This is a genomic window from Stenotrophomonas sp. 24(2023) (genome assembly GCF_030913365.1).
Taxonomy (GTDB): Bacteria; Pseudomonadota; Gammaproteobacteria; order Xanthomonadales; family Xanthomonadaceae; genus Stenotrophomonas.
Genome location: NZ_CP133160.1, coordinates 3,702,343 through 3,727,106 on the forward strand (window position 1 = coordinate 3,702,343; position 24,764 = coordinate 3,727,106).

Annotated in this window: 18 protein-coding genes; 10 read left to right on the top strand and 8 right to left on the bottom strand. The window is 67.8% G+C overall.

The genetic code is table 11. The features are described from left to right. Positions 1-281: 281 nt before the first annotated feature. Entirely contained in the window at positions 282-1,541 is a 1,260-nt protein-coding gene (gene fabV, locus Q9R17_RS16975) for an enoyl-ACP reductase FabV (RefSeq protein ID WP_308155755.1), read from the top strand. A 37-nt stretch (positions 1,542-1,578) separates the two neighbouring features. On the opposite strand, the gene Q9R17_RS16980 is transcribed toward fabV, so the two are convergent. The 4 genes from Q9R17_RS16980 to Q9R17_RS16995 form a co-directional block, all read right to left on the bottom strand. Next, on the bottom strand, positions 1,579-3,648 hold the full coding sequence (locus Q9R17_RS16980) for an EAL domain-containing protein (RefSeq protein WP_308155756.1): 2,070 nt from the start codon (positions 3,646-3,648) through the stop codon (positions 1,579-1,581). Positions 3,649-3,738: 90 nt separating this feature from the next. Continuing rightward, positions 3,739-4,956: an NAD(P)/FAD-dependent oxidoreductase gene (locus tag Q9R17_RS16985; RefSeq protein WP_308158368.1), complete on the bottom strand. Its 1,218-nt coding sequence runs from the start codon at positions 4,954-4,956 to the stop codon at positions 3,739-3,741. A gap of 8 nt (positions 4,957-4,964) precedes the next feature. Then, entirely contained in the window at positions 4,965-5,513 is a 549-nt protein-coding gene (locus Q9R17_RS16990) for a YaeQ family protein (RefSeq protein WP_308155757.1), read from the bottom strand. Between the two features lie 67 nt (positions 5,514-5,580). Continuing rightward, the gene (locus tag Q9R17_RS16995; RefSeq protein ID WP_308155758.1) at positions 5,581-6,057 is read right to left on the bottom strand and encodes a YaiI/YqxD family protein; all 477 of its coding nucleotides are present in this window, start codon (positions 6,055-6,057) and stop codon (positions 5,581-5,583) included. Positions 6,058-6,358: 301 nt separating this feature from the next. Here Q9R17_RS16995 and Q9R17_RS17000 point away from each other — a divergent pair, with 301 nt between their 5' ends. The 4 genes from Q9R17_RS17000 (at position 6,359) to Q9R17_RS17015 (ending at position 9,643) form a co-directional block, all read left to right on the top strand. Next, positions 6,359-6,568: a cold-shock protein gene (locus Q9R17_RS17000; RefSeq protein ID WP_004153307.1), complete on the top strand. Its 210-nt coding sequence runs from the start codon at positions 6,359-6,361 to the stop codon at positions 6,566-6,568. Positions 6,569-6,691: 123 nt separating this feature from the next. After that, positions 6,692-7,381, top strand: a complete 690-nt coding sequence (locus tag Q9R17_RS17005; protein ID WP_308155759.1) for a glutathione S-transferase — start codon at positions 6,692-6,694, stop codon at positions 7,379-7,381. 32 nt (positions 7,382-7,413) lie between these two features. Then, positions 7,414-8,979, top strand: a complete 1,566-nt coding sequence (locus tag Q9R17_RS17010; RefSeq protein ID WP_308155760.1) for a YdiU family protein — start codon at positions 7,414-7,416, stop codon at positions 8,977-8,979. Between the two features lie 127 nt (positions 8,980-9,106). Beyond that, a complete protein-coding gene (locus Q9R17_RS17015) occupies positions 9,107-9,643 on the top strand; it encodes an adenine phosphoribosyltransferase (RefSeq protein WP_308155761.1) in 537 nt (178 codons plus the stop codon). Between the two features lie 419 nt (positions 9,644-10,062). Here Q9R17_RS17015 and dbpA read toward each other — a convergent pair whose 3' ends face one another. Both dbpA and Q9R17_RS17025 read right to left on the bottom strand, forming a co-directional pair. Next, entirely contained in the window at positions 10,063-11,439 is a 1,377-nt protein-coding gene (dbpA, locus tag Q9R17_RS17020; RefSeq protein ID WP_308155762.1) for an ATP-dependent RNA helicase DbpA, read from the bottom strand. Positions 11,440-11,673: 234 nt separating this feature from the next. Continuing rightward, on the bottom strand, positions 11,674-12,756 hold the full coding sequence (locus Q9R17_RS17025; RefSeq protein WP_308155763.1) for a YeiH family protein: 1,083 nt from the start codon (positions 12,754-12,756) through the stop codon (positions 11,674-11,676). 100 nt (positions 12,757-12,856) lie between these two features. On the opposite strand from Q9R17_RS17025, the gene Q9R17_RS17030 reads away from it, so the two are divergent. Both Q9R17_RS17030 and Q9R17_RS17035 read left to right on the top strand, forming a co-directional pair. Further along, complete coding sequence (locus tag Q9R17_RS17030; protein WP_308155764.1) at positions 12,857-13,765, top strand: LysR family transcriptional regulator; 909 nt, start codon at positions 12,857-12,859, stop codon at positions 13,763-13,765. Between the two features lie 80 nt (positions 13,766-13,845). Next, entirely contained in the window at positions 13,846-15,729 is a 1,884-nt protein-coding gene (locus tag Q9R17_RS17035; protein WP_308155765.1) for an ATP-binding cassette domain-containing protein, read from the top strand. 120 nt (positions 15,730-15,849) lie between these two features. Here Q9R17_RS17035 and Q9R17_RS17040 read toward each other — a convergent pair whose 3' ends face one another. Next, positions 15,850-16,311 (bottom strand): cytochrome c, encoded by a 462-nt coding sequence (locus Q9R17_RS17040; protein ID WP_308155766.1) that lies wholly within the window; start codon positions 16,309-16,311, stop codon positions 15,850-15,852. Positions 16,312-16,320: 9 nt separating this feature from the next. Then, complete coding sequence (locus Q9R17_RS17045; protein ID WP_308155767.1) at positions 16,321-16,707, bottom strand: c-type cytochrome; 387 nt, start codon at positions 16,705-16,707, stop codon at positions 16,321-16,323. Between the two features lie 203 nt (positions 16,708-16,910). Between Q9R17_RS17045 and Q9R17_RS17050 the strand changes: the two genes are divergently transcribed. The 3 genes from Q9R17_RS17050 to Q9R17_RS17060 are packed head-to-tail and all read left to right on the top strand — an operon-like array spanning position 16,911 to position 24,651. Further along, complete coding sequence (locus tag Q9R17_RS17050; protein ID WP_308155768.1) at positions 16,911-18,071, top strand: efflux RND transporter periplasmic adaptor subunit; 1,161 nt, start codon at positions 16,911-16,913, stop codon at positions 18,069-18,071. Then, a complete protein-coding gene (locus Q9R17_RS17055) occupies positions 18,068-21,574 on the top strand; it encodes an efflux RND transporter permease subunit (RefSeq protein ID WP_308155769.1) in 3,507 nt (1,168 codons plus the stop codon). The genes Q9R17_RS17050 and Q9R17_RS17055 overlap by 4 nt, the downstream gene beginning before the upstream one ends. Next, entirely contained in the window at positions 21,571-24,651 is a 3,081-nt protein-coding gene (locus Q9R17_RS17060; protein WP_308155770.1) for an efflux RND transporter permease subunit, read from the top strand. The genes Q9R17_RS17055 and Q9R17_RS17060 overlap by 4 nt, the downstream gene beginning before the upstream one ends. Positions 24,652-24,764 lie beyond the last annotated feature (113 nt).

Below are 24,764 nucleotides of genomic sequence, written 5' to 3' on the forward strand. Positions count from 1 at the left end.
TGGCGCCTACGAGCCCCCATGGATGGGTTTACGGCGTGTCCTGCCACCCCACACCGCCCCGCCCAACCAACAGAAGGCCCGCGCTGCTCTTGACGTTGACGTTGCCTGGCTTCAAGCCTCGGCAGGTGCAGGGTGCAACCCTGCAGAAGAAACCCCACCCTACGCCTGCGTCGGTTGTGCATTCGGCCCCCGCACACTACGATCCTGCGGTTCGCGCGCGCCCGCGCGCCCGTGTTCCTGCCGCGCGCCTGGCGCGCCGCACCTGCCAACCCGAGGTATCCATGGTCATCAAACCGCGCGTCCGCGGCTTCATCTGCGTCACCACCCACCCGACCGGCTGCGAGGCCGCGGTCAAGCAGCAGATCGACTACATCCGCGCCCGCCCGCCGATCCAGAACGGCCCCAAGCGCGTGCTGGTCATCGGTGCCTCCACCGGCTACGGCCTGGCCGCGCGCATCACCGCCGCGTTCGGCAGCGGCGCGGCCACCCTGGGCATCTTCTTCGAGCGCCCGGGCAGCGAAACCAAGCCGGGCACTGCCGGCTGGTACAACTCGGCCGCCTTCCATAAGTACGCGGGCGAAGCCGGCCTGTATGCCAAGAGCATCAACGGCGATGCCTTCTCCGATGAAGTGAAGGCCCGCACCATCGAGATGATCAAGGCCGACCTCGGCCAGGTCGACCAGGTGGTCTACAGCCTGGCCGCACCGCGCCGCAAGCACCCTAAAACCGGCGAGATCATCAGCTCCACGCTGAAGCCGATCGGCGAGCCGATCGTCCTGCGCGGCCTGGATACCGACAAGGAAGTGCTGACCGAGACCCACCTGCAGCCGGCCACGGCCGAGGAAATCGCCGGTACCGTCGCGGTGATGGGCGGCGAAGACTGGCAGATGTGGATCGATGCGCTGTCCGATGCCGGCGTGCTGGCCAACGGCTGCACCACCACCGCCTTCACCTACGTGGGTGAAGAGATCACCCAGGCGATCTACTGGAACGGTTCGATCGGCGCAGCCAAGAAGGACCTCGACGACAAGGTGCTGGGCCTGCGCGCGTCGCTGGCGAAGATCGGCGGCGATGCGCGCGTGTCGGTGCTCAAGGCCGTGGTCACCCAGGCCAGCTCGGCCATTCCGACCATGCCGCTGTACCTGTCGCTGCTGTTCAAGGTGATGAAGGCGCAGGGCACGCACGAAGGCTGCATCGAGCAGCTCGACGTGCTGTACGACATCCTCTACGGCGGCAAGGCCGACGGTGTGGCGGTCGACCGCCTGCGTCACGAACAGGTCGATGGCCAGGGCCGCACGGTCGCCCTGGTGGACGAGGAAGGCCGCCTGCGTGCCGACTACAAGGAAATGGCCCCGGAAGTGCAGGGCAAGGTACTGGCGCTGTGGCCGCAGGTGACCAACGAGAACCTGTACGAGATCAGCGACCTGGCCGGCTACAAGGCGGATTTCCTGCGCCTGTTCGGCTTTGGCATCGAAGGCGTGGATTACGAGGCCGACGTCAACCCGGACGTGAAGATCGACAACCTGGTCGATCTGACCTGAGGCCACAGGCAGCGCCGGGCGATGCCCGGCGCTGCCGTCAGCCGAACTCGAAATTCATCGCGGGCAGGGCAGGGCCGACGAAGTCGCCCTGCACGTAATCCACGCCGGCACTGAACAGCAGGGTCATCGAATTGGCATCGCTGACGAACTCGGCGATGGTGCGGATGCCGGCTTCCTGCGCGCGCGTGGTGATCTGGCTGATGCGTTCGCTGTTCTCGCGGGTGGCGGCCAGGTCGCTGGTGAAGCCACGGTCGAGCTTGAGGAACTGGGGCTGGAAGTGCGCCAGCAACTGGAACGAGTCCAGCCCCGAGCCGAACTGTTCCAGGCCCACGCGGCAGCCCAGTGGCGCCACAGCCGCCAGGAAATTCTGTGCGCTGCGCAGGTGGGTGAACACCTTCGCCTCCGGCGCGTGCAGCCACAGCCGCTCGCCGGGCACGCCGTGCCTGTGCAGTTCGTTGCGCAGCGTGGCGATCATGCGAGGGTCGTCGAAGGAGTCGGGGGTGACCTTGACCAGCATCTGTGTGGCATGGCCGGCGCGTGCGCGCTCGCCCAGCACGGCAATGGCGCGGGCGGCGACCCAGCAATTGATGTCCGACAGCAGGCCATGTTCCTCGGCGATGCTCAGGAAGGCCGTCGGGCTCAGCAGTTCGCCGTGGTTCTCCAGCCGCAGGAAGGCCTCGTACAGTTCCAGCGGCTCGCCCTGCAGGTTCAGTACCGGCTGGTAGTGCAGCTGGAAGCCGTCACCGGCCAGTGCCTCGCGGATGCGGGCAACCCAGCGCTGGATGCGTTCCTCCTCCACCCGGTCGACCGCCGCCGGGTCGAACACGCGCACGGTGTTGCCCAGCGCCGATGCGGCCTTTGCGCATTCGGTCGCCCGTGCCAGTACCTGGCCGACGCTGGCGATCTTCTCGCCCACCTGCACGCCGCCGATGCTGACCGTGACGGTGGCCGAGCGGGCGCCGATGCTGAACACATGGGCCGCATAGGCGGCGCGGATGCGCTCGGCCAGGGCCATGGTCTCGGCATAGGCACCGGCCTGCAGCACGGCGAAGCTGTGCTCGCCGAACCGTGCCACGGCGGCCGGGTCACCGACCACATCGGCCAGCAGCGTGGCCAGTGCGCCGATCAGGGCGTCGGCCGAATCCAGGCCGATATCCGGCAGCAGGCGTGCGTAGTGGTCCGGCTCGACCAGCAGCAGGCCGAACTGGCCTTCGCTGCGCCCGGCCTGGGCCACCGCGTTTTCCATGTGGACCATGAAGGTGGGGCGGTTGAGCAGGCCGGTAACCTGGTCACGCTGGCGCAGGTCTTCCACTTCGCGCGCCAGCTCGGTGTCCAGGGCCAGGCGGCGGCGGAACACGACCTGCAGGCAGCTTTCACCTTCGTAGGTGGCGGCGGTGAATTCCATCGTGGCCGGGAAGGCGCTGCCGTCCTGGTGGCGTGCGTCGAGCTGGTACTGCGGCGGCGGCGCGTCACCCCGACTGAGCGATTTGAGCAGCTGCTTGAAGTCGTCCACGTGCTGGGCGGCGACCATGTCCAGCAGCGAGATGCCCTCGACATCGTCGAAATGCTCGTAGCCGAACATGTCCAGGTAGGCATCGTTGGCGCGGATGTGCATGCCCTCGTGCACGTAGGCGATGGGATCGCGCGAGGAGGCGATCAGCGCATCGCAGCGGCGTTCGGTCTCGCGCATCTGGGCCTCGATGCGGCGCAGGCCGCGACGCGCCTGCAGGTCCACCCACTGGTCGCGGACCACCGCCAGCAGGTGCTCGGGCCGGCTGCGCAGGGCCAGGGCACGCAATCCCTGGGCGCTGGCCTGCACCAGCTGCTCCTCGTCGATGCGCTCCACCAGCAGGATCATCGGGATGTCCTTGCCGCTGGCGGCGATCTGCTGGCTGACCAGCAGCAGCGGAATGCCCTGCGACGGCGACACCAGTACCAGGTCGATGGCCTGGCTGCCCAGCACCTGCACCAGCTCGTCGGCATTCTGCGGGCGCCACGGGCGTACCGCGATGCCACTGTTGCGCAGCGCGCTGACGATGGCTTCGGCGTGTTCCCCGCTGTCTTCGACGATCAGCAGGCGGATGGTGATGTCGTTGGCGTTTTGCATGTACTACTCCCCGATCTGCAGATTAGATACACGATGCGCGCCGCTGCGTCCATGCGCGCGGCTGTCGCGGCGCAGGAACGGCGAAGGGGGTCACACCACGCTGCCGGCGGCGTGGCCGCTGGCCCAGGCCCACTGGAAGTTGTAGCCGCCCAGCCAGCCGGTCACGTCAAGCACTTCGCCGATGAAATGCAGGCCGGGACAGCGCCGGGATTCGAAGGTGGACGAGGACACCTCGGCGGTATCCACGCCCCCCAGGGTGACCTCGGCGGTGCGATAGCCTTCGGTACCACTGGCCACCAGCGGGAACGCGCCCAGCAGCTGGGCGGCCTGGCGCAGCTGCGGCTCATCGATCTGGCGCACCGGGCGGTCCGGCAGCCAGTGTTCGCACAACCGCTGGGCCAGGCGTTTGGGCAGCACCTCGGCCAGCACCGTGCGCAGCTCGGCGGCCGGGCGCTCGCGCTTCATCTGGCGCAGCCACTCGGCAGCGTCCTGGCCGGGCAGCAGGTCCAGCGCCAGCGCATCGCCGGGTTGCCAGAACGAGGAGATCTGCAGGATCACCGGGCCACTGACGCCACGGTGGGTGATCAGCATCGAGTTGCGGAAGCTGACGTCGTTGCAGCGGGCTTCGACCGGCAACGCGACACCGCTGAGCTCGGCCAGGCGTTCCTGGTGCGTACCGCTGAGGGTCAGCGGCACCAGCCCGGCACGGGTAGGCAGCACGGCATGGCCGAACTGGCGGGCGATCTCATAGCCGAAGCCGGTCGCGCCGAGGCTGGGAATGGACAGCCCGCCGGTCGCCACCACCAGCGAGGCCGCATGGAACATCCCCTGTGCGGTATGCACGCGGAACCCGTCGCTGCCGCGCTCGATGCGGTCCACGCCGCAGTGCGTACGGATCTGCACGCCGGCCGCCTGGCACTCGTCCAGCAGCATCTTCACGATCTGCTTGGAGGACACATCGCAGAACAGCTGGCCCAGTTCCTTTTCGTGATAGGCGATGCCGTGGCGCTCGACCATCTCGATGAAGTGCCACGGCGAATAGCGGGCCAGCGCGGATTTGCAGAAATGCGGGTTGGCCGACAGGAAATTGGCCGGGGTGGTGCCGGTGTTGGTGAAGTTGCAGCGGCCGCCGCCGGACATCAGGATCTTCTTGCCGACCTTGTTGGCATGGTCGATGACCTGCACGAAGCGGCCGCGCTGGCCAGCGGTCAGCGCGCACATCAAGCCGGCCGCGCCGGCACCGATCACCAGCACATCGCAGGCGATCACGCCGTTCCTGCCGGGCGAGCCCCCGCCGCGCGCCTCCATCGCCGCGCTCATTCCTTGGCGCGCTTGCGCCAGGCCGGAATGACGTCCAGCTGCAGCTGGTCGTTCAGCAGTTGCACCTCGCCGTCCTGGATCAGCACGCTCCAGCGCATGGCACGCTGGATCTGCTGCCCCCACTGCTCGACGAAGCCGCCGTCGAGGTCCAGCACCGACAGGTTGTCGAAGCGGGCCAGGGATTTGCCCTGCTTGCCCCACCAGATGTCCGAAGCATTGCCGCCGTAGTTGACCACCTGCACCCGCCGGCTGCGGTTGCAGGCCTTGCGGATGCGCGATTCGTCGGGGTGGCCCAGGTCGATCCACTGCAGGATGTCGCCGGTGTAGTCGTGCTGCCACAGGTCCGGTTCGTCATCGGTGCTCAGGCCGCGGCCGAATTCCAGGCGGTCGTCGGCATTCAGCGCGAAGGCCAGCAGGCGCACCATCAGGCGCTCGTCGGTTTCCGACGGGTGCTGGGCCAGGGTCAGGTTGTGGGTCGCGTAGTAGCCGCGATCCATGTCGCTGATCTGCAGCTCGGCCTTGCGGATGGTGGCGGTGAGGGCCATGGGAATTCCGGGGGCAAAGACCGCCCATGATAGAGGGTCGGCCGGCAGGCTGCCCATGCAGCCCGGGTCAGTGCCGCCCGATGCGGGCCAGCCAGCGGTCCAGCGCGGCGCCGAAGGCCTGGCGGTCGCGCGCGTGCAGCGGGGGAGGGCCGCCCGTCTGTACCCCGGCGCCGCGCAGTTCCTCCATGAAATTGCGCACCGACAGGCGCTGGGCGATGGTGTCGGCGGTATACAGCTCGCCACGCGGGTGCAGGGCCAGCGCGCCACGCTCCAGGACCAGGGCGGCCAGCGGGATGTCCTGGGTCACCACCAGGTCGCCGGGGGCGACCCGTTCGACGATGGCGCTGTCGGCCACGTCCAGCCCCTGCGGGACCTGGATGGCCCGGATCCAGCGCGAGGGCGGGGTGCGGATCCACTGGTTGGCCACCAGGGTCAGCTCCAGGCCAACCCGTTCGGCGGCGCGGAACAGGATGTCGCGGATGACCACGGGACAGGCGTCAGCGTCCACCCAGATGCGGGGACGGGCGGATTCAGGTTCATTCATCCGGGCAGTGTAGAGTAGGAAAAACCTGAATGGGGACTCGGGTTTAGCCGCGATTGGCTGTCAGCCCTTGCCACGCCTAGCGCCCGGCGGCCGCCAATGAATAGCGGGGCTATCGCTTTTTCCAAAAAACCCGCGTATCGTGCGACCCACTGTGTTTGCTAGGGTCACCGTGAATCGTGGCCTGGTGCAGTTGATCTCACGATCCGCTCATCGATCCGCTTTACCAACGCCTGCAACTCAGTCTCGGCCCCGATACCCGGTGGCTGCGATTTTTTTCAACATAGTTCCAGGAGTTAGTAAAATGTCTGATCGTCAGACCGGCACCGTCAAGTGGTTCAACGACGCCAAGGGCTTCGGCTTCATCACCCCGGAAAGCGGCCCGGACCTGTTCGTGCACTTCCGCGCCATCCAGGGCACCGGCTTCAAGACCCTGCAGGAAGGCCAGAAGGTCACCTTCATCGCCGTCCAGGGCCAGAAGGGCATGCAGGCTGACCAGGTGCAGGCGGTCTAATCCGTCTGCTGCCCTACGGTAGCCAGAACGCCGGAAGCGAAAGCTTCCGGCGTTTTTGTTTTGGGGACCGCCGGTTCACGGCCCCGGCACTACCCTCGGATCACCCCTTTTCCGGAAACCGCCATGCGCATCGTCCACCACCTGGAAAACTCCCGTTCGCTGCGCGTGCTGTGGATGCTGGAGGAGCTGGGGCTGGACTACGAACTGCGGCAGTACCCGCGTGATCCGAAAACCCTGCTGGCGCCGCCGGCGCTGCGGCAGGTCCACCCGCTGGGCAAGGCGCCGGTGCTGCAGGATGGCGGGCATGTCCTGGCCGAATCCGGGGCGATCCTGGACTATCTTGCCGACCGCTACGACACCCAGCGCCAGTTCTCGCCCGCGGCCGCACCGGCCGACAGCGCCGAGCGCATCGCCTACCGCTACTGGCTGCACTACGCCGAAGGCTCGGCCATGCCACCGCTGCTGCTGACCCTGGTGGTCGGCCGCATCCGCACGGCACCGATGCCGTTCTTCGCGCGCCCGATCGCCCGGCGCATTGCCGACAAGGCCGAACGCAGCTTCGTCGGCCCGCAGCGCCGCCTGCACCTGGACTGGATGGAACAGCGCCTGGGCCAAAGCCCATGGTTTGCCGGCGAGCGCTTCAGCGCGGCCGACATCCAGATGAGCTTCCCGATCCAGGCGGCGGCAGCCCGCGGCGACGGCCTTGCGGACAAGCCGGCACTGCGCGGTTTCCTGCAGCGCATCGCCGAACGCCCTGCCTACCAGCGTGCCGAGGCGCACGGCGGCAGCCTGCAGGCCCTGCGCGGCGATTGAGGCAGGGCCGTGGCGCCCCCATGCTGTGCTGCATGGACGCCTATGCCCCCCGCTTCGACAACCGCCTGCGCACCCTGCTGCCGGGTGATCCCGAAACCGGCCCGCGCCGCCGCGAGGTGCGCGGTGCTGCCTGGTCGGAGGTACTGCCCACCCCGGTGGCCGATCCCACGTTGCTGGCCTGGTCGCCGGAGGTGGCCGGGTTGCTTGGCTTCGATGCGGCCAGCGTCGCCACGGCGGATTTCGCCCGCGTATTCGGCGGCAACGCGTTGTACCCGGGCATGCAGCCGTGGGCGGCCAACTACGGCGGCCACCAGTTCGGGCATTGGGCCGGGCAGCTGGGCGATGGCCGGGCGATTTCACTGGGGGAGCTGGTAGCGGCCGATGGCCGGTACTGGGAACTGCAGTTGAAGGGCGCCGGGCCCACGCCCTATTCGCGGGGCGCCGATGGCCGCGCAGTGCTGCGCTCGTCCATCCGCGAATTCCTCTGCAGCGAAGCCATGCACCACCTGGGCGTGCCCACCACGCGGGCACTGTCGCTGGTGGGCACCGGCGAGGCGGTGGTGCGGGACATGTTCTATGACGGCCACCCGCAACCGGAGCCCGGTGCGGTGGTGTGCCGCGTCGCGCCGTCGTTCATCCGCTTCGGCACCTTCGAGCTGCCGGCATCGCGCGGTGAAACCACTTTGCTGGCCCAGCTGGCCGAGGCCTGCATCCGCCGTGATTTCCCCGCGCTGCAGGGGCAGGGCGAGACGCTGCTGGGTGACTGGTTCGCGCAGATCGCCGTGCGTACCGCCGAAATGGTCGCGCACTGGATGCGGGTCGGCTTCGTGCACGGGGTGATGAATACCGACAACCTGTCCGTGCTGGGCCTCACCCTGGACTACGGCCCCTATGGCTGGGTGGAGGATTACGACCCGGACTGGACCCCCAATACCACCGATGCGCAGGGGCGGCGCTACCGCTTCGGTACCCAGCCGCAGGTGGCCTACTGGAACCTGGGCCGGCTGGCGCAGGCGCTGTCGCCGCTGTTTGCCGATGTGGCCCCGCTGCAGGCCGGGCTGGCCGCGTTCCAGTCCACCTTCGTGGCCTGCACCCGCCGCGACGCCGCCGCCAAGCTGGGGCTGTCCGCCGCCAGCGATGCCGATCTGCAGCTGTACCAGCGCTGGCAGCAGCTGATGCACGAGGGCAGCATGGACATGACCCTGGCCTGGCGTGCCTTGATGCGGATCGACCCGGCGGCGCCCGATGCTGCCGTACTGGAGGCGGTGTACTACGACCAGGCCCGCCGGCAGGCCGTGCAGGCGCCGCTGGCGCAGTGGCTGCAGGACTATGCCGCGCGCCTGCGTGACGACCCGCTGGCCGCGCCCGAGCGGCAGGCCAGGATGGGCGCGGCCAACCCGCTGTACGTGCTGCGCAACTGGCTGGCGCAGGAAGCCATCGACCGTGCCGAGCAGGGCGACATGGAGGGCGTGGAGGCGCTGCAGGCCGTGCTGCGTGATCCGTACACCGAGCGGGACGGGCTGGCGCACTTCGCCGGCAAGCGCCCGGCCTGGGCCGACAACCGCGCCGGCTGCTCGATGCTGTCCTGCAGTTCGTGAGCGATTGGGTCAGGGCTGCGCGCGCCCTCTGGCAGACGAAGGCTGCGCGCAGCCCGGCCGACACCCCCGGCAGGCAGGCGGCGCCGGGAACAGGTACCCTATGCCGCCATCAGATAGCCAACGTGACATGACCGACGCCCTCGTCGCTCCGCAGTGGGCCTCCCGCCTGCGCGACATCGCCGACTTCCCCAAGCCCGGCATCCTGTTCAAGGACATCATGCCGCTGCTTGCCCATGCCGAGGATTTCCGCGGGGCGATCAGTGCCATGGCCGATCGCTGGCGCGAACAGAAGCTGGATGCGGTGGTGGGCATCGAATCGCGCGGTTTCATCCTCGGCGCGGCGATGGCACTGGAACTGGGCGTGGGCTTCGTGCCGGTACGCAAGCCGGGCAAGCTGCCGGGCAAGGTGCTGCGCGAGGAGTACACGCTGGAATACCGCAGCGACTGCATCGAGATCCATGCCGACGCACTGCCGGCCGGCGCGCGGGTGGCCCTCATCGATGATGTGCTGGCGACCGGTGGCACGCTGGTGGCGGCGCTGTCGCTGGTGCGCCGCCTGGGCGTGGACGTGGTCGGCGCCGGGGTGCTGGTCGAGCTGGATGGCCTGGGTGGCCGCGGCCGCTGGGACGCCAGCCTGCCGTTGCACACCGAACTGGTGTTCTGACCCCGGCCGCCTGGAACGGCCAACCAAGGTTGGCCACTACCCAGTGAATCCCGTTGAACCGGTAGCCGCCAACCTTGGTGGCGTTCCAGTGAATCCCGTTGAACCGGTAGCCGCCAACCTTGGTTGGCGTTCCAGCGAATCCCGATGAGCCGGTAGCCGCCAACCTTGGTTGGCGTTCCAGCGAATCCCGTTGAACCGGTAGCCGCCAACCTTGGTTGGCATTCCAGCGAATCCCGATGAGCCGGTAGTCGCCAATCCTGGTTGGCATTCCAGTGAATCCCGATGAACCGGTAGCCGCCAACCTTGGTTGGCGTTCCAGCGAATCCCGATGAGCCGGTAGTCGCCAACCTTGGTTGGCGCTGCCTGGATGGGCCAACCAAGGTTGGCCACCACCACGTCGAATCGCCGCCCGACGGCAGTCAGATCATCCGCACCCGGAAGCGGCGGCCCTTGATCTTGCCGGCTTCCAGCTTGGCCACGGCCTTGCTGGCCTGTTCGCGGGCAATGGCCACGTACGAACGGGTGGCGTAGATCGCGATCTTGCCGATGTGCTTGCCGGACAGGCCGGCATCACCGGTCAGCGCGCCGAGGATGTCACCGGCACGCAGCTTGTCGGTCTTGCCGCCATCGATGCGCAGCGTGCGCATGGCCGCCTGCGGCAGCTCGGCCGGGCGCGCGGTGGCCAGCGGCGTCTTCTGCCAGTCCAGCGGCTCGCCACGCACGGCTTCGATGGCTTCGGCACGGGTCTTTTCGCGCCCGGCGACCAGGCTGATCGCCAGGCCGCTGGCACCGGCGCGGCCGGTGCGGCCGACACGATGCTGATAGCTTTCCACGTCGGTGGGCAGCTCATAGTTGATCACCGCCGCCAGCTCTTCCACGTCCAGCCCGCGTGCGGCCACGTCACTGGCCACCAGCACGTTGCAGCTGCGGTTGGCCAGGCGCACCAGCACTTCCTCGCGGTCGCGCTGTTCCATGTCCCCGTGCAGCGGCAGTGCGGAGAAGCCGAACTGCTGCAGCGAATTGGCCACCTCGTCCACGTCCTTGCGGGTGTTGCAGAACACCACCGCCGATTCGGGCGTGTACTTCAGCAGCAGGCCGGCCAGCGCCTTCTGCCGGTGTGCCGGTTCCACTTCGCAGAATACGTGGCGGATGGCCGGGGCATGGTCGGCCCCTTCCACGGTCACTTCCACCGCATCGCGCAGCAGGTCGCGGCCGATGGCGCGGATGCTGTCGGGGAAGGTGGCCGAGAACAGCAGCGTCTGCCGATCCCTGTGGGTGCGCCCGGCGATCTCGCGGATGGGCTCCTCGAAGCCCATGTCGAGCATGCGGTCCGCCTCGTCCAGCACGAAGGTGCGTACCGCGCCCAGGTTCAGCGCACGCTTGCGGGCCAGCTCCTGCACGCGGCCCGGGGTGCCCACCACCACATGCGGGTCATGGCCTTCCAGCGAGGCCAGCTGCGGGCCCAGCGGCACGCCGCCGGTCAGCACCAGCAGCTTCAGGTTGGGGATGCCGGTGGCCAGCTTGCGGATCTGCTTGCCGACCTGGTCGGCCAGTTCGCGGGTGGGGCACAGCACCAGCGCCTGCACGCGCACCAGCGCCGGGTCCAGCGCCTGCAGCAGGCCCAGCCCGAAGGCGGCGGTCTTGCCGCTGCCGGTGGGGGCCTGCGCGATCACATCGCGGCGCTCGAGAATGGCGGGCAGGCTCTGCGCCTGCACAGGCGTGAGAGTGGTGTAGCCGAGGGCATCCAGGCCGGGCTGCAGGGCCGGGCTCAGCGGCAGGGTCGAAAAGTCAGTCATGCCACATTGTACCTGCGCGCGCGGCAGGTCCTGCCCCGGGGCGGGCATTGATCCACGCATGGCGTGGATCTACCGGGGGACGCCTGGTGCGGGTCGATCATGGATCGATCGTGGGGCCGGGCCGTCCGCGCGTGGCATGGGTCGATCCTGGGCCTGGGCGATCCACGCGTGGCGTGGATCGACACCGGGCTGCAGGTAGATCCACGCCATGCGTGGATGCTGTTGCCGGTGTTCTCAGCCGAGCAGCGCCAGCACGCCCTGGTGGATCGCCAGCCCGCCGAACAGCAGCCAGCCGAACAGCACCAGCGCCAGCAGCAGCGGCTTCAGCCCGGCCTGGCGCAGCGCGGACACATGCGTGGTCAGGCCCAGCGCCGCCATGGCCATCGCCAGCAGCACGGTATCGGCCTGGATCAGCGCGGCCTGCAACCCGGCCGGCAGCAGGTGCAGTGAATTGATGCCGGCCACCGCGACGAAACCGAAGGCGAACCACGGCACCACGATGCGTGCCTTGCCGGTGCCGTCATGCGTGCCCTTGCTGCCACGCGCCAGCCACAGCGAGAGCACCACCAGGAACGGGGCCAGCAGCATCACCCGCACCATCTTGGTGATGACAGCGGTATCGGCGGCGGCTTCGCTGACCGCGCGCCCGGCGGCGACCACCTGGGCCACTTCATGCACCGTCGCGCCGGTGAACAGCCCGTACTGCCGTGCGTCCATCGCCAGCCAGCCGTGCGCCTGCACCAGCTCGTACAGCACTGGGTACAGGAACATCGACAGCGTGCCGAACACCACCACGGTGGACACCGCCACGGTCACCTGCGCGGCGCGGCCGCGTACCACCGGCTCGGCGGCCATCACCGCCGCCGCACCGCAGATCGCGCTGCCCGCGCCGATCAGCATGGCCGCATCACGATCGAGCTTGAACACACGGGTGCCCAGCCAGCAGGCCAGGCCGAAGGTGCTGGCCACCACCAGCACGTCCATCAGGATGCCGGCCGTGCCGACATGGCCGATGTCCTGGAAGGTCAGGCGCAGCCCGTACAGCACGATGCCGGCACGCAGCAGCCAGTGCTTGGCGAAGCCGACGCCGGCGGCACTGGCCGGGGCCAGCGGCGCATAGACCGTGTTGCCGATGACGATGCCGGCGACGATGGCCACGGTCAGGGCGCTCAGGCCATGGCTCTGCAGCCAGGGCAAACCGGCCAGCCACAGGGCGACGGCCGACAGGGCCGCCACCAGCAGCAGGCCGGGCAGGCGCGGCTGCCAGCGCTGGCGCAGGGCCGGCAGGGACCAGGAGGAGAGGGCGGGGGCGTTCATGGCAACCACAGGTGGTGGGGACCATCACAGCGTGCCTGCCGGCATATGACCTGTAAAACGGATAATATTTCTTTAATCTACCTGTTCAATAGGTAAGTGAATGCGCCTGACCCTGCGCCAACTCCAGGTGTTCATCGCCGTCGCCGACCACGGCAGCACCACCGCTGCCGGCCAGGCGATTGCCCTGTCCCAGTCGGCCAGCAGTGCGGCCCTGCAGGAGCTGGAGGCACACTTCGGCACGCCCCTGTTCGACCGCGTCGGCCGCCGCCTGGTCCTCAACGGCCATGGCCGGGCGTTGCTCGCGCCGGCACGGGCCCTGCTGGTCAACGCCGCCGACCTTGAGCGCCAGCTTGCCGCCGGCAGCGATCCGGCCAGTGGCGGCCCCCTGCGGCTGGTGCTGGCCGCCAGTACCACCATCGGCAACTACCTGTTGCCAGCACGCATCGCCGCGCTGCTGCGCCGGGCCCCCCAGGCCGAGGTCGACCTGCGCATCGACAACAGTGCCGGGGTGGTCGCCGCGGTGCAGCGGCTGGAGGTCGACGCGGGCCTGATCGAAGGGCCCTGCCACGAGCGTGGGCTGCAGGTCACGCCCTGGCAGCAGGACCCGTTGGTGGTGGTGGCCGCTGCCGATCAGCCGCCGCGCTGGTCGCTGGATGACCTGCGCGGCACGCGCTGGCTGCTGCGCGAGCCGGGATCGGGCACCCGCGAGGCGGTCGAGCAGGCGCTGCTGCCGCACCTGCATGGGTTCGGCCAGACCCTGCAACTGGGCAATACCGAGGCCATCAAGCAGGCGGCCATCGCCGGGCTGGGCGTGGCCTGCCTGTCGCGTCATGCGCTGGAAGAGCCCCTGGCCCTGGGGCGGCTGCGGCTACTTGAGACCCCGCTGCCCCCGCTGCAGCGCACGCTGTGGCTGGTCAGGCATCCCGGCAAGCAATGGCTGCCGGGCCTGCAGGCGCTGCTGGGGGATGCGCAGGTTCCCGGACATGCAGGGAGTGCGGGGAATGCCTGAAATGCCGACGCGCGATCGGTCATTGCCTTGGCGCCGCAGGTGACATTCCGGCCGGCGCCCGCAGCCCGTACAATGGCCGGATGCCTCTGATCACTCTGCAGAACGTCGACTTCAGCGTCGGCGGCCCGTTGTTGCTGGAAAAAGCCGAACTGGCGATCGAACCGGGTGAGCGCATCGCCCTGATCGGCCGCAACGGCGCCGGCAAATCCACCCTGCTCAAGCTGCTGTCCGGCGACCACAAGCCCGATGACGGCGAAGTCCGCGTGCAGCAGGGCGTACGCGTGACCCGCCTGGAGCAGGAAGTGCCGCACGGCGCGGCCGGCAGCGTGTTCGACGTGGTGGCCGATGGCCTGGGTGAACTGGGCCAGTGGCTGGCCGAATTCCACCACCTCAGCCATGCCGAGGAATTCGATGGCGAAGCGCTGGGCAACGTGCAGGCCAAGATCGACGCCGCCAACGGCTGGGGCCTGGACCAGCGTGTCAGCGAAACCCTGACCAAGCTTGATCTGGATGGCGAGGCCGAGTTCGGGCGCCTGTCCGGTGGCATGAAGCGCCGCGTGCTGCTGGCCCGCGCGCTGGTGTCCAGCCCGGACGTGCTGCTGCTGGATGAACCGACCAACCACCTGGACATCGAGGCCATCGACTGGCTGGAAGCCTTCCTCAAGGGCTGGAGCGGCAGCGTGGTGTTCGTCACCCACGACCGCCGCTTCCTGCGCGCGCTGGCCACCCGCATCGTCGAGATCGATCGTGGCCAGGTGACCAGCTGGCCGGGCGACTGGGCCAACTACGAGCGCCGCCGCGAAGAGCGGCTCAACGCCCAGGCGCAGGAGAACGCCCGCTTCGACAAGCTGCTGGCGCAGGAAGAAGTCTGGATCCGCCAGGGCATCAAGGCCCGCCGTACCCGCGATGAGGGCCGTGTGCGCCGCCTGAAGGCGATGCGCACCGAACGGTCGCAGCGTCGCGAACTCAGTGGCAACGTCAAGATGGAGGCCGCCCAGGGTGTCAGCTCCGGCAAGAAGGTCATCGACGTCAAGGATGTTTCGTTCGCCTTCGGCCAGCGCAGCATGGTGCGCGATTTCACCACCACCATCCTGCGCGGCGACCGCATCGGCCTGATCGGTCCCAATGGCAGCGGCAAGACCACGCTGCTGAAGCTGCTGCTGGGCGAACTGCAGCCGGCCCAGGGTGAAGTCAACGCCGGCACCAACCTGCAGATCGCCTATTTCGACCAGTACCGCGCGGTACTGCGCGAAGACTGGAGCGCGATCGAGAACGTCGCCGAAGGCCGTGACTTCCTGGAATTCAACGGCAAGCGCAAGCATGTGCACGCCTACTTGCAGGATTTCATGTTCACCCCCGAGCGGGCGCGCGCACCGATCACCCGCCTGTCCGGTGGCGAGCGCAATCGCCTGCTGCTGGCCAAGCTGTTCGCGCAGCCGTCCAACCTGCTGGTGATGGACGAACCGACCAATGACCTGGACGTGGAAACCCTGGAGCTGCTGGAAGAGCTGCTGGGCGACTACACCGGCACCCTGCTGCTGGTCAGCCATGACCGTGACTTCATCGACAACGTGGTGACCTCCACGCTGGTGATGGAAGGCGATGGCGTCATCGGTGAGTACGTGGGTGGCTACAGCGACTGGCAGCGCTATGCGGCCAGTGTGGCGCCGGCACCGGCCGTGGTGGCTGCTGCCAAGCCGGCGGTGGCCGCACCGGCTGCTGCCGCGACCGCGCCTGCCGCGCCCAAGCGCAAGCTGGCCTACAAGGAAGCGCGCGAGCTGGAGCAGCTGCCGAAGACCATCGAGAAGCTGGAAGGTGACGTCGAGGGCCTGACCGCAGCGATGAACGACCCGTCGTTCTATACCCGCAGCAGCGCCGAAGTCACCGCGCATACCCAGCAGCTGGCCAAGGTGCAGGCCGAGCTGGATGCCGCCTACGCGCGCTGGGAAGAACTGGAAGGCTGACCGTCGGCCGTTGATCGGCGCTGTCTGCGCCGGTTGCTGTAGATCCATGCCATGCGTGGATGGATCCATCGGTGCGGACCAGCGGTCCGCACCCACCCACGGTCCGCACCGACAACGGCGCTACTTCAACCCGTGCAGGTCCCGCAGCTGGCTGGGCCGGCTGCCGAAGTACGCTGCCAGGTCGGCGATGTCCTGGTCGCTCAGATCCGCCGCCTGCGGCGTCATCAGCGCATGCTGGCGATCACCGGCCCGGTAGGCCTGCAGGGCATGGGCCAGATAATCACCGTACTGCCCACCCAGCTTCGGGTAGGTCGGGTCGATCGGCGCATTGCCGTCCGCCCCATGGCAGTCGATGCAGCTCTGGTGGGTGGCCTTGCCCTTGACCTTGGCACGGGCCTCGCCGGCGGCGATGCGCCCGGCGGGCAGGCCGGCCGAGGAAGAGGAACCGTGCTCGCCGCTGGCGTGGCCGGGATCGGCGGCGGATTTATCGCTGTTTTCCACCTGCGACTGCGAACAGGCGGCCAGCAGCAGGGCAGCGGACAGGGCGATGGCGTGACGCAGGCAATGCGCGGCTTTCGACATGGACGGGCCTTACTTGACGGTGGACAGGTAAACAGCGAGATCGGCGATCTCCTGTTCGCTGAAGCTCATCGACTGCGCCTGCATGGTCGGGTGCTTGCGCTTGCCCTGGCGGTATTCGCTCAGGGCCTGCACCAGGTACTGCTGGCTCTGCCCGCCGATCTTGGGCACGCGGTAGCTGGGGTAGGCGTTCTTGTAACCGGTGATGCCGTGGCACCCCTGGCAGGTGTAGGCCAGGACACGGCCATTGTCGAAGTTGCCGGCCGGCGTGGCGGCAGCGGGGGCCGGAGCCGCCACGGGAGCGGCGGGGGCGGGTGTTGCAGGAGCGGGCTGTGCGGCGGCCCCAAGGGGCAGGAGGACGGCCAGAGCGAGACAAGCGGCGAGCGGCTGCGGGCGCATGATGTCGTTTCCGGGGATTCGGGTCTGGTCGTTCCGGCGTGGGGTACGGAACGACCCGAGTATAGCCTCAGGTTTCATCTAGCTGAAATGGGGGGCGGCCGACGGGCGGCAGGGCACCATGACCTTTGGGATATGGTGTTGCCGTGAAGTGGTGCATTACTTTGCTACCACACCTGCCCACGCCATCCTCCAGGGACCCGACGATGTCGCACCAAATCACTCCTGCCGGCCGCCGCAGCGGACTCTGCGCTGCCGCCCTGCTGATCACCACCACGTTGCTGCTGTCCGGCTGCGGCGCCAGCGCCACCGGTGAAGCCAAGGCCGCTGAAACCAAGGACGGCAAGGCCGCCGAGGAAGCCAAAGTCGAGGCGGTGCCCGTCGAGGTTGCCCAGGCCAGCCGCCGCGCGGTGGCGGCGTCCTACACGGGCACGGCCACGCTGGAACCACGGGCCGAATCGCAGGTGGTCGCCAAGACCTCCGGCGTCGCCCTGGCCGTGCTGGTGGAAGAAGGCCAGCAGGTCACGGCGGGCCAGCCGCTGGTCCGGCTGGACCCGGACCGCGCCCGCCTGGCGGTGGCGCAGAGCGAAGCGCAGATGCGCAAGCTGGAAAACAACTACCAGCGTGCGCAGAAGCTGGTCGGGCAGCAGATGGTCAGTGCCTCGGATGTGGACCAGCTGCGTTTCGACCTGGAACATGCCCGCGCCCAGTACCGGCTGGCCACCCTGGAGCTGTCCTACACCACGGTGGTGGCACCGATTTCCGGCGTGATCGCCTCGCGTTCGATCAAGACCGGCAACTTCGTGCAGATCAACACTCCGATCTTCCGCATCGTCGACAACTCGCGCCTGGAAGCCACCCTCAACGTGCCCGAACGTGAACTGGCGACCCTGCGGGCCGGCCAGCCGGTGACGCTGGTGGCCGATGCGCTGCCCGGCAAGAGCTTCACCGGCAAGGTGGACCGCACCGCACCGGTGGTCGATTCGGGCAGCGGCACGTTTCGTGTCGTCAGCAGTTTCGGCGATGCGGCCATCGGGCTGCAGCCGGGCATGTTCGGCCGTATCCGCATCGACTATGACCAGCGTACCGACGCGCTCGTGGTCCCGCGCCTGGCGCTGCTTGACGATGGCGAACCGGCTGTTTTCCGGGTCCGCGAAGGCAAGGTCGCGCGGGTGCCGGTGAAGCTGGGGTACGCCGAAGGGCCGTGGGTGGAGATCCGCGAAGGCCTGCAGCCCGGTGACCAGGTGGTCACCGCCGGCAAGGTGGCCCTGCGCGACGGCACCGCCGTGCAGGTGATCGCCGATCCCAAGGCCAAGACGGTGGCCCAGGCGGCGGCCCCGGCAGCCAAGGCCGGGAGCACGCAATGACCGCTGCGGGCAACGACCACGGCGCGGACCCGCACAGCGGCCGCGCCCCCGGCAGCATGGGCGGTGGCCTGGTGGAATTCGCCACCCGCCGCCGCGTCACCATCGCCATGTGCACCGTGACGCTGCTGCTGTTCGGCTTCATCGCGCTGGGCAACCTGAAGGTCAACCTGCTGCCGGACCTGAGCTACCCCACGTTGACCGTGCGCACCGAATACAACGGTGCGGCGCCGATGGAAATCGAAACGCTGATCACCGAGCCGGTGGAAGAAGCCGTCGGCGTGGTGAAGAACCTGCGCAAGCTCAAATCGGTCTCGCGCACGGGCCAGAGTGATGTGGTGCTCGAGTTCGCCTGGGGCACCAACATGGACCAGGCCAGCCTGGAAGTGCGCGACAAGATGGAGGCGCTGAACCTGCCGCTGGAGGCCAAGAAGCCGGTCCTGCTGCGCTTCAATCCCTCCACCGAGCCGATCATGCGCCTGGCGCTGTCGGCCAAGGTGGCCCCGGCCAGCGATGCGGATGCGGTGCGCGAACTGACCAGCCTGCGCCGCTATGCCGATGAAGACCTGAAGAAGAAGCTGGAGCCGGTGGCCGGCGTGGCCGCAGTGAAGGTGGGCGGTGGCCTGGAGGACGAAATCCAGGTGGACATCGACCAGCAGAAGCTGGCCCAGCTGAACCTGCCGATCGACACCGTCATCAAGCGCCTGAAGGAAGAGAACATCAACATCTCCGGCGGGCGCCTGGAAGAAGGCTCGCAGCGCTTCCTGGTGCGCACGGTGAACCAGTTCGCCGACCTGGAGGAGATCCGCAACCTGCTGGTCACCACGCAGTCGTCCAACGGCAGCGCGGCCGACGCCGCCCTGCAGCAGATGTTCACCATCGCCGCATCCACCGGCTCGGCGGCGGCGGTGGCGGCCGCCTCGGCGGCACAGAGCGCCTCGTCCGGCGGTGGCTCCAGCGTGGTGGCCAATGGCATGCCGGTGCGCCTGAAGGACGTGGCCACGGTTCGCCAGGGCTACAAGGAACGCGAGGCGATCATCCGCCTGGGCGGCAAGGAAGCGGTCGAACTGGCCATCTACAAGGAAGGTGATGCCAACACGGTGACCACCTCGGCCGCGCTGCGCGAACGCCTGGAGCAGATCAAGTCGACCTTCCCGGCCGATGCCGAACTGACCACCATCGAGGACCAGTCGCACTTCATCGAGCACGCGATCAGCGACGTCAAGAAGGATGCGGTGATCGGTGGCCTGCTGGCGATCCTGATCATCTTCCTGTTCCTGCGCGATGGCTGGAGCACGTTCGTGATCAGCCTGTCGCTGCCGGTCTCGATCATCGCCACGTTCTTCTTCATGGGCCAGCTCGGCCTGAGCCTGAACGTGATGTCGCTGGGCGGCCTGGCACTGGCTACCGGCCTGGTGGTGGACGACTCCATCGTCGTGCTGGAGAGCATCGCCAAGGCACGCGAGCGCGGCCTGGGCATCCTGCAGGCGGCCATTGCCGGTACCCGTGAAGTGAGCATGGCGGTGGTGGCATCCACCCTGACCACCATCGCGGTGTTCCTGCCGCTGGTGTTCGTCGATGGCATCGCCGGCCAGCTGTTCCGCGACCAGGCGCTGACGGTGGCCATCGCCATCGCCATCTCGCTGCTGGTGTCGATGACCCTGATCCCGATGCTGAGTTCGCTCAAGGGCCGCCCGCCGCTGGCATTCCCGGAAGAGGACGCCGCTGCGCCGTGGCGCCCGGAAAGCCGTTGGCTCAAGCCGGTGGCGGGTACCCGCCGTGGCCTGGGTGCCGTGCTGCGCGGCGGTTGCTTCGCCGTGGCATGGCTGGTGGTGCGCAGCTGGCGCCTGGTGGTGGCCGTGGTCGGCCCGGTCATGCGCAAGGCCAGCGACCTGGCGATGAAACCCTATGCCGGTGCCGAACGCGGCTACCTGCGCCTGCTGCCCAGCGCACTGGCCCACCCGGGCAAGGTCCTGGCACTGGCGGCCGCAGCCTTTGTCGGCACCATGGCCCTGGTGCCGATGCTGGGCGCGGACCTGATTCCGCAGCTGGCCCAGGACCGCTTCGAGATGACCGTGAAGCTGCCGGCCGGCACGCCGCTGAAGGACACCGATGCACTGGTGCGCGAGCTGCAGCTGGCCCATGGCAAGGGAGAGGATGTTGCTTCGCTGTACGGCGTCAGCGGCAGTGGTACGCGGCTGGATGCCAACCCCACCGAAAGCGGGGAAAACATCGGCAAGCTGACCGTGGTCATGGCCGGTGGCGGTAGTGCACGCGCCGAGGCGGCGATCACCGATCGTCTGCGCGGCTCGATGGCACAGCACCCCGGCGTGCAGGTGGATTTCGCGCGCCCGGCGCTGTTCTCCTTCTCCACCCCGCTGGAAATCGAACTGCGCGGGCAGGACATGGCAGGCCTGGAAACCGCCGGCCAGCGCCTGGCGGCAATGCTGCGCACCAACCCGCACTACGCCGACGTCAAGTCGACCGTGGAAGAAGGCTTCCCGGAAATCCAGATCCGCTTCGACCAGGAACGTGCCGGTGCGCTGGGCCTGACCACCCGGCAGATCGCCGATGTGGTGGTGAAGAAGGTGCGCGGTGACGTGGCTACCCGCTACAGCTTCCGCGACCGCAAGATCGACGTGCTGGTGCGTGCGCAGGAAGGTGACCGGGCAAGCGTGGAAAGCATCCGCCGCCTGATCGTCAATCCCGGCAGCACCCGTCCGGTCACGCTGGATGCGGTGGCCGAGGTGGTCGCCACCAGTGGCCCCAGCGAAATCCACCGTGCCGACCAGGGACGCGTGGCGGTGGTGTCGGCCAACCTGCGCGACATCGACCTGGGTGCGGCGATGCGTGAGGTGCAGGCGATGGTGGCGGAACAGCCGCTGGGCGCCGGTGTCGGCATGCACATCGGCGGCCAGGGCGAGGAGCTGGAGCAGTCGGCCCGCTCGCTGGTGTTCGCCTTCGGCCTGGCGATCTTCCTGGTCTACCTGGTGATGGCCTCGCAGTTCGAATCGCTGCTGCATCCGTTCGTCATCCTGTTCACCATCCCGCTGGCACTGGTAGGTGCCGTGCTGGCCCTGCTGCTGACCGGCAAGCCGATCTCGGTGGTGGTGTTCATCGGGCTGATCCTGCTGGTGGGCCTGGTGACCAAGAACGCGATCATCCTGATCGACAAGGTCAACCAGCTGCGCGAAACCGGCGTGGCCAAGCACGAAGCGCTGGTGGAAGGTGCCCGTTCGCGCCTGCGGCCGATCATCATGACCACGCTGTGCACGCTGTTCGGCTTCCTGCCGCTGGCGATCGCGATGGGCGAGGGTGCCGAGGTGCGCGCGCCCATGGCCATCACCGTGATCGGCGGCCTGCTGGTGTCCACCCTGCTGACCCTGCTGGTGATTCCGGTGGTGTACGACCTGATGGACCGCCGCGGTGATGCGTACTACCGCCAGCGTGGCCGGCAGGACGATGCGACGGCCGTGCCGGCGGCAGGTGAAGGGGAGCCGGCATGAGCGTTGCCGAGTTTTCCATCCGCCGTCCGGTCACCACCATCATGTGTTTCGTGTCGCTGGTGGTGGTGGGATTGATCGCCTCGTTCCGGCTGCCGCTGGAGGCGCTGCCGGACATCTCCGCACCGTTCCTGTTCGTGCAGGTGCCCTACACCGGTTCGACCCCGGAAGAAGTGGAGCGCACCATCATCCGGCCCGTCGAGGAAACCCTGGCGACGATGACCGGCATCAAGCGCATGCGCTCGTCGGCCACCTCGGAAGGGGCCAGCATCTTCATCGAGTTCACCGACTGGGACCGCGATATCGCCATCGCCGCCTCCGATGCACGCGAGCGTATCGATGCCATCCGCAGCGAGCTGCCCGACGACCTGCAGCGCTACAACGTATTCAAGTGGTCCAGCAGCGATGATCCGGTGCTGAAGGTGCGCCTGGCCAGCAACACGGACCTGACCACTGCCTACGACATGCTCGACCGGGAGTTCAAGCGCCGCATCGAACGCATTCCCGGCGTGGCCCGCGTGAACATCTCCGGTGCGCCACCGAACGAGGTGGAGATCGCCATCGATTCCAACCGCCTCAACGCGCATGGGCTGAGCATCAACGAGCTCAGCGAGCGCCTGCGTACGCTGAACTTCTCCATTTCCGCCGGGCAGATCGACAACCACGGCCAGCGGGTGCGCGTGCAGCCGGTGGGTGAAATCACCGACCTGCAGGAACTGCGTGACCTGGTCATCAATGCCAAGGGCCTGCGGCTGGGCGACATCGCCGATGTGCGGCTGAAGCCGGCGCGCATGAACTACGGCCGTCGCCTGGATGGCAATGCGGCCATCGGCCTGGACATCTACAAGGAGCGCAGCGCCAACCTGGTGGAGGTGTCGCGCGCGGCGCTGGCGGAAGTGGAAGCCATCCGTGCCCAGCCCTCGATGCGTGACGTGCAGATCAAGGTCATCAACAACCAGGGCAAGGTGGTCACCTCCTCGCTGCTGGAACTGGCCGAGGCCGGCGCGGTGGGCCTGCTGCTGTCGGTGACGGTGCTGTTCTTCTTCCTGCGCCACTGGCCATCCACGCTGATGGTCACCCTGGCCATTCCGATCTGCTTCGTCATCACCCTGGGCTTCATGTACTTCGCCGGGGTGACGCTGAACATCCTGACCATGATGGGGCTGCTTCTGGCTGTGGGCATGCTGGTGGACAACGCGGTGGTGGTGGTGGAGAGCATCTACCAGGAACGCGAGCGCATGCCTGACCAGCCGCGGCTGGCCTCGATCATCGGCACGCGCAACGTCGCCATCGCGCTCAGCGCCGGTACCCTGTGCCACTGCATCGTGTTCGTGCCGAACCTGTTCGGTGAAACCAACAACATCAGCATCTTCATGGCGCAGATCGCCATCACCATCTCGGTCTCGCTGCTGGCCTCCTGGCTGGTGGCGGTCAGCCTGATCCCGATGTTGTCCGCGCGCATGGCCACGCCCAAGCTGGTGCATGACCAGAATGGGGTGATCGCCCGCGTGCAGCGCCACTATGCGGTGCTGCTGGACTGGACCCTGCGCCACCGGGGCTGGAGCATCTTCGGCATCGTGCTGGTGGTGCTGGTCAGCCTGGTGCCGATGAAACTGACCAAGATCGACATGTTCGGCGGTGAAGGGGGCAAGGACATCTTCATCGGCTACATGTGGAAGGGCGCTTACACCTACCGGCAGATGTCCGACGAGGTGGCCCGGGTGGAGGGCTGGCTGGAGCAGAACCGGGAGCGCCTGCACATCCAGCAGATCTACTCCTGGTACAGCGAGCAGGAAGGCAGTTCGACCACGGTCACCCTGGATGCGGCGCATGCCAAGGACATCAAGGCGCTGCAGGAGGAGATCCGCAAGAACCTGCCGCGCTCGGCGCGCACCGACTATTTCATCGGCGGCAACCAGGGCGATGGCGGCGGCAGCCAGGGCGTGCAGGTCCAGCTGATCGGCGATTCCAGCACGATGCTGCAGGAAATCGGCCAGGAAGTGCTGCCGCTGCTGGCACAGCGCAAGGAACTGCGTGATGTGCGTATCGACAACGGCGAGAAGGGCAGTGAGCTGAAAGTGCGGGTGGATCGCGAGCGCGCGGCGGCGTTCGGCTTCAATGCCGAACAGGTGGCCAGCTTCGTCGGCCTGGCCCTGCGTGGCGCGCCGCTGCGCGAGTTCCGCCGGGGTGACAGCGAAGTGCCGGTGTGGGTGCGCTTCGCCGGTGCCGAGCAGAGCACGCCGGAAGACCTCGCCAGCTTCAGCGTGCGTACCGGCGATGGCCGTACCGTACCGCTGCTGAGCCTGGTCAGCGTGGATGTGATGTCCTCGGCCACGCAGATCGGCCGGACCAACCGCCAGACCACGCTGACCCTCAAGGCCAACCTGGCCGAGAAGGTCACCGCGCCGGATGGCCGCAAGGCGATCGAGGCCGTGCTCAAGCCGATGAGCTTCCCCGCCGGCTATGGCTACACGTTCGACGGCGGCAACTTCGGCAACGACGACGACGCCATGAAGCAGATGCTGTTCAACCTGCTGATCGCGGTGGTGATGATTTATGTGGTGATGGCGGCGGTGTTCGAATCGCTGCTGTTCCCGGCGGCGATCATGAGCGGCGTGCTGTTCTCGATTTTCGGCGTGTTCTGGCTGTTCTGGATCACCGGGACCTCGTTCGGCATCATGTCCTTCATCGGCATCCTGGTGCTGATGGGCGTCGTGGTGAACAACGGCATCGTGATGATCGAGCACATCAACAATCTGCGCCGGCGCGGCATGGGGCGTACCCAGGCCCTGGTCGAAGGGTCACGCGAGCGCCTGCGCCCGATCATGATGACCATGGGCACGGCGATCCTGGCCATGGTGCCGATTTCGCTGACCGATACACAGATGTTCGGTGATGGCCCACCGTACTTCCCGATGGCGCGTGCCATCGCCGGCGGCCTGGCGTTTTCCACCGTGGTCAGCCTGCTGTTCCTGCCGACCATCTATGCCGTGCTGGATGACCTGCGCAATGGCGCTGCCCGCCTGATCCGGCGGGCCCGTGGCCGCGGGGTGGAGGCATCTGCAACGACGCCGGTGTAGCGTCTACCGTGTTGTGGTGGGGGGGAGGCCCGGCCGTGGATGGACGGGCTTCCCCCTTTTTTGTGTGAGGACCTGTGCGATGTGCCCCACATGCGATGCCACCGGATTCACCC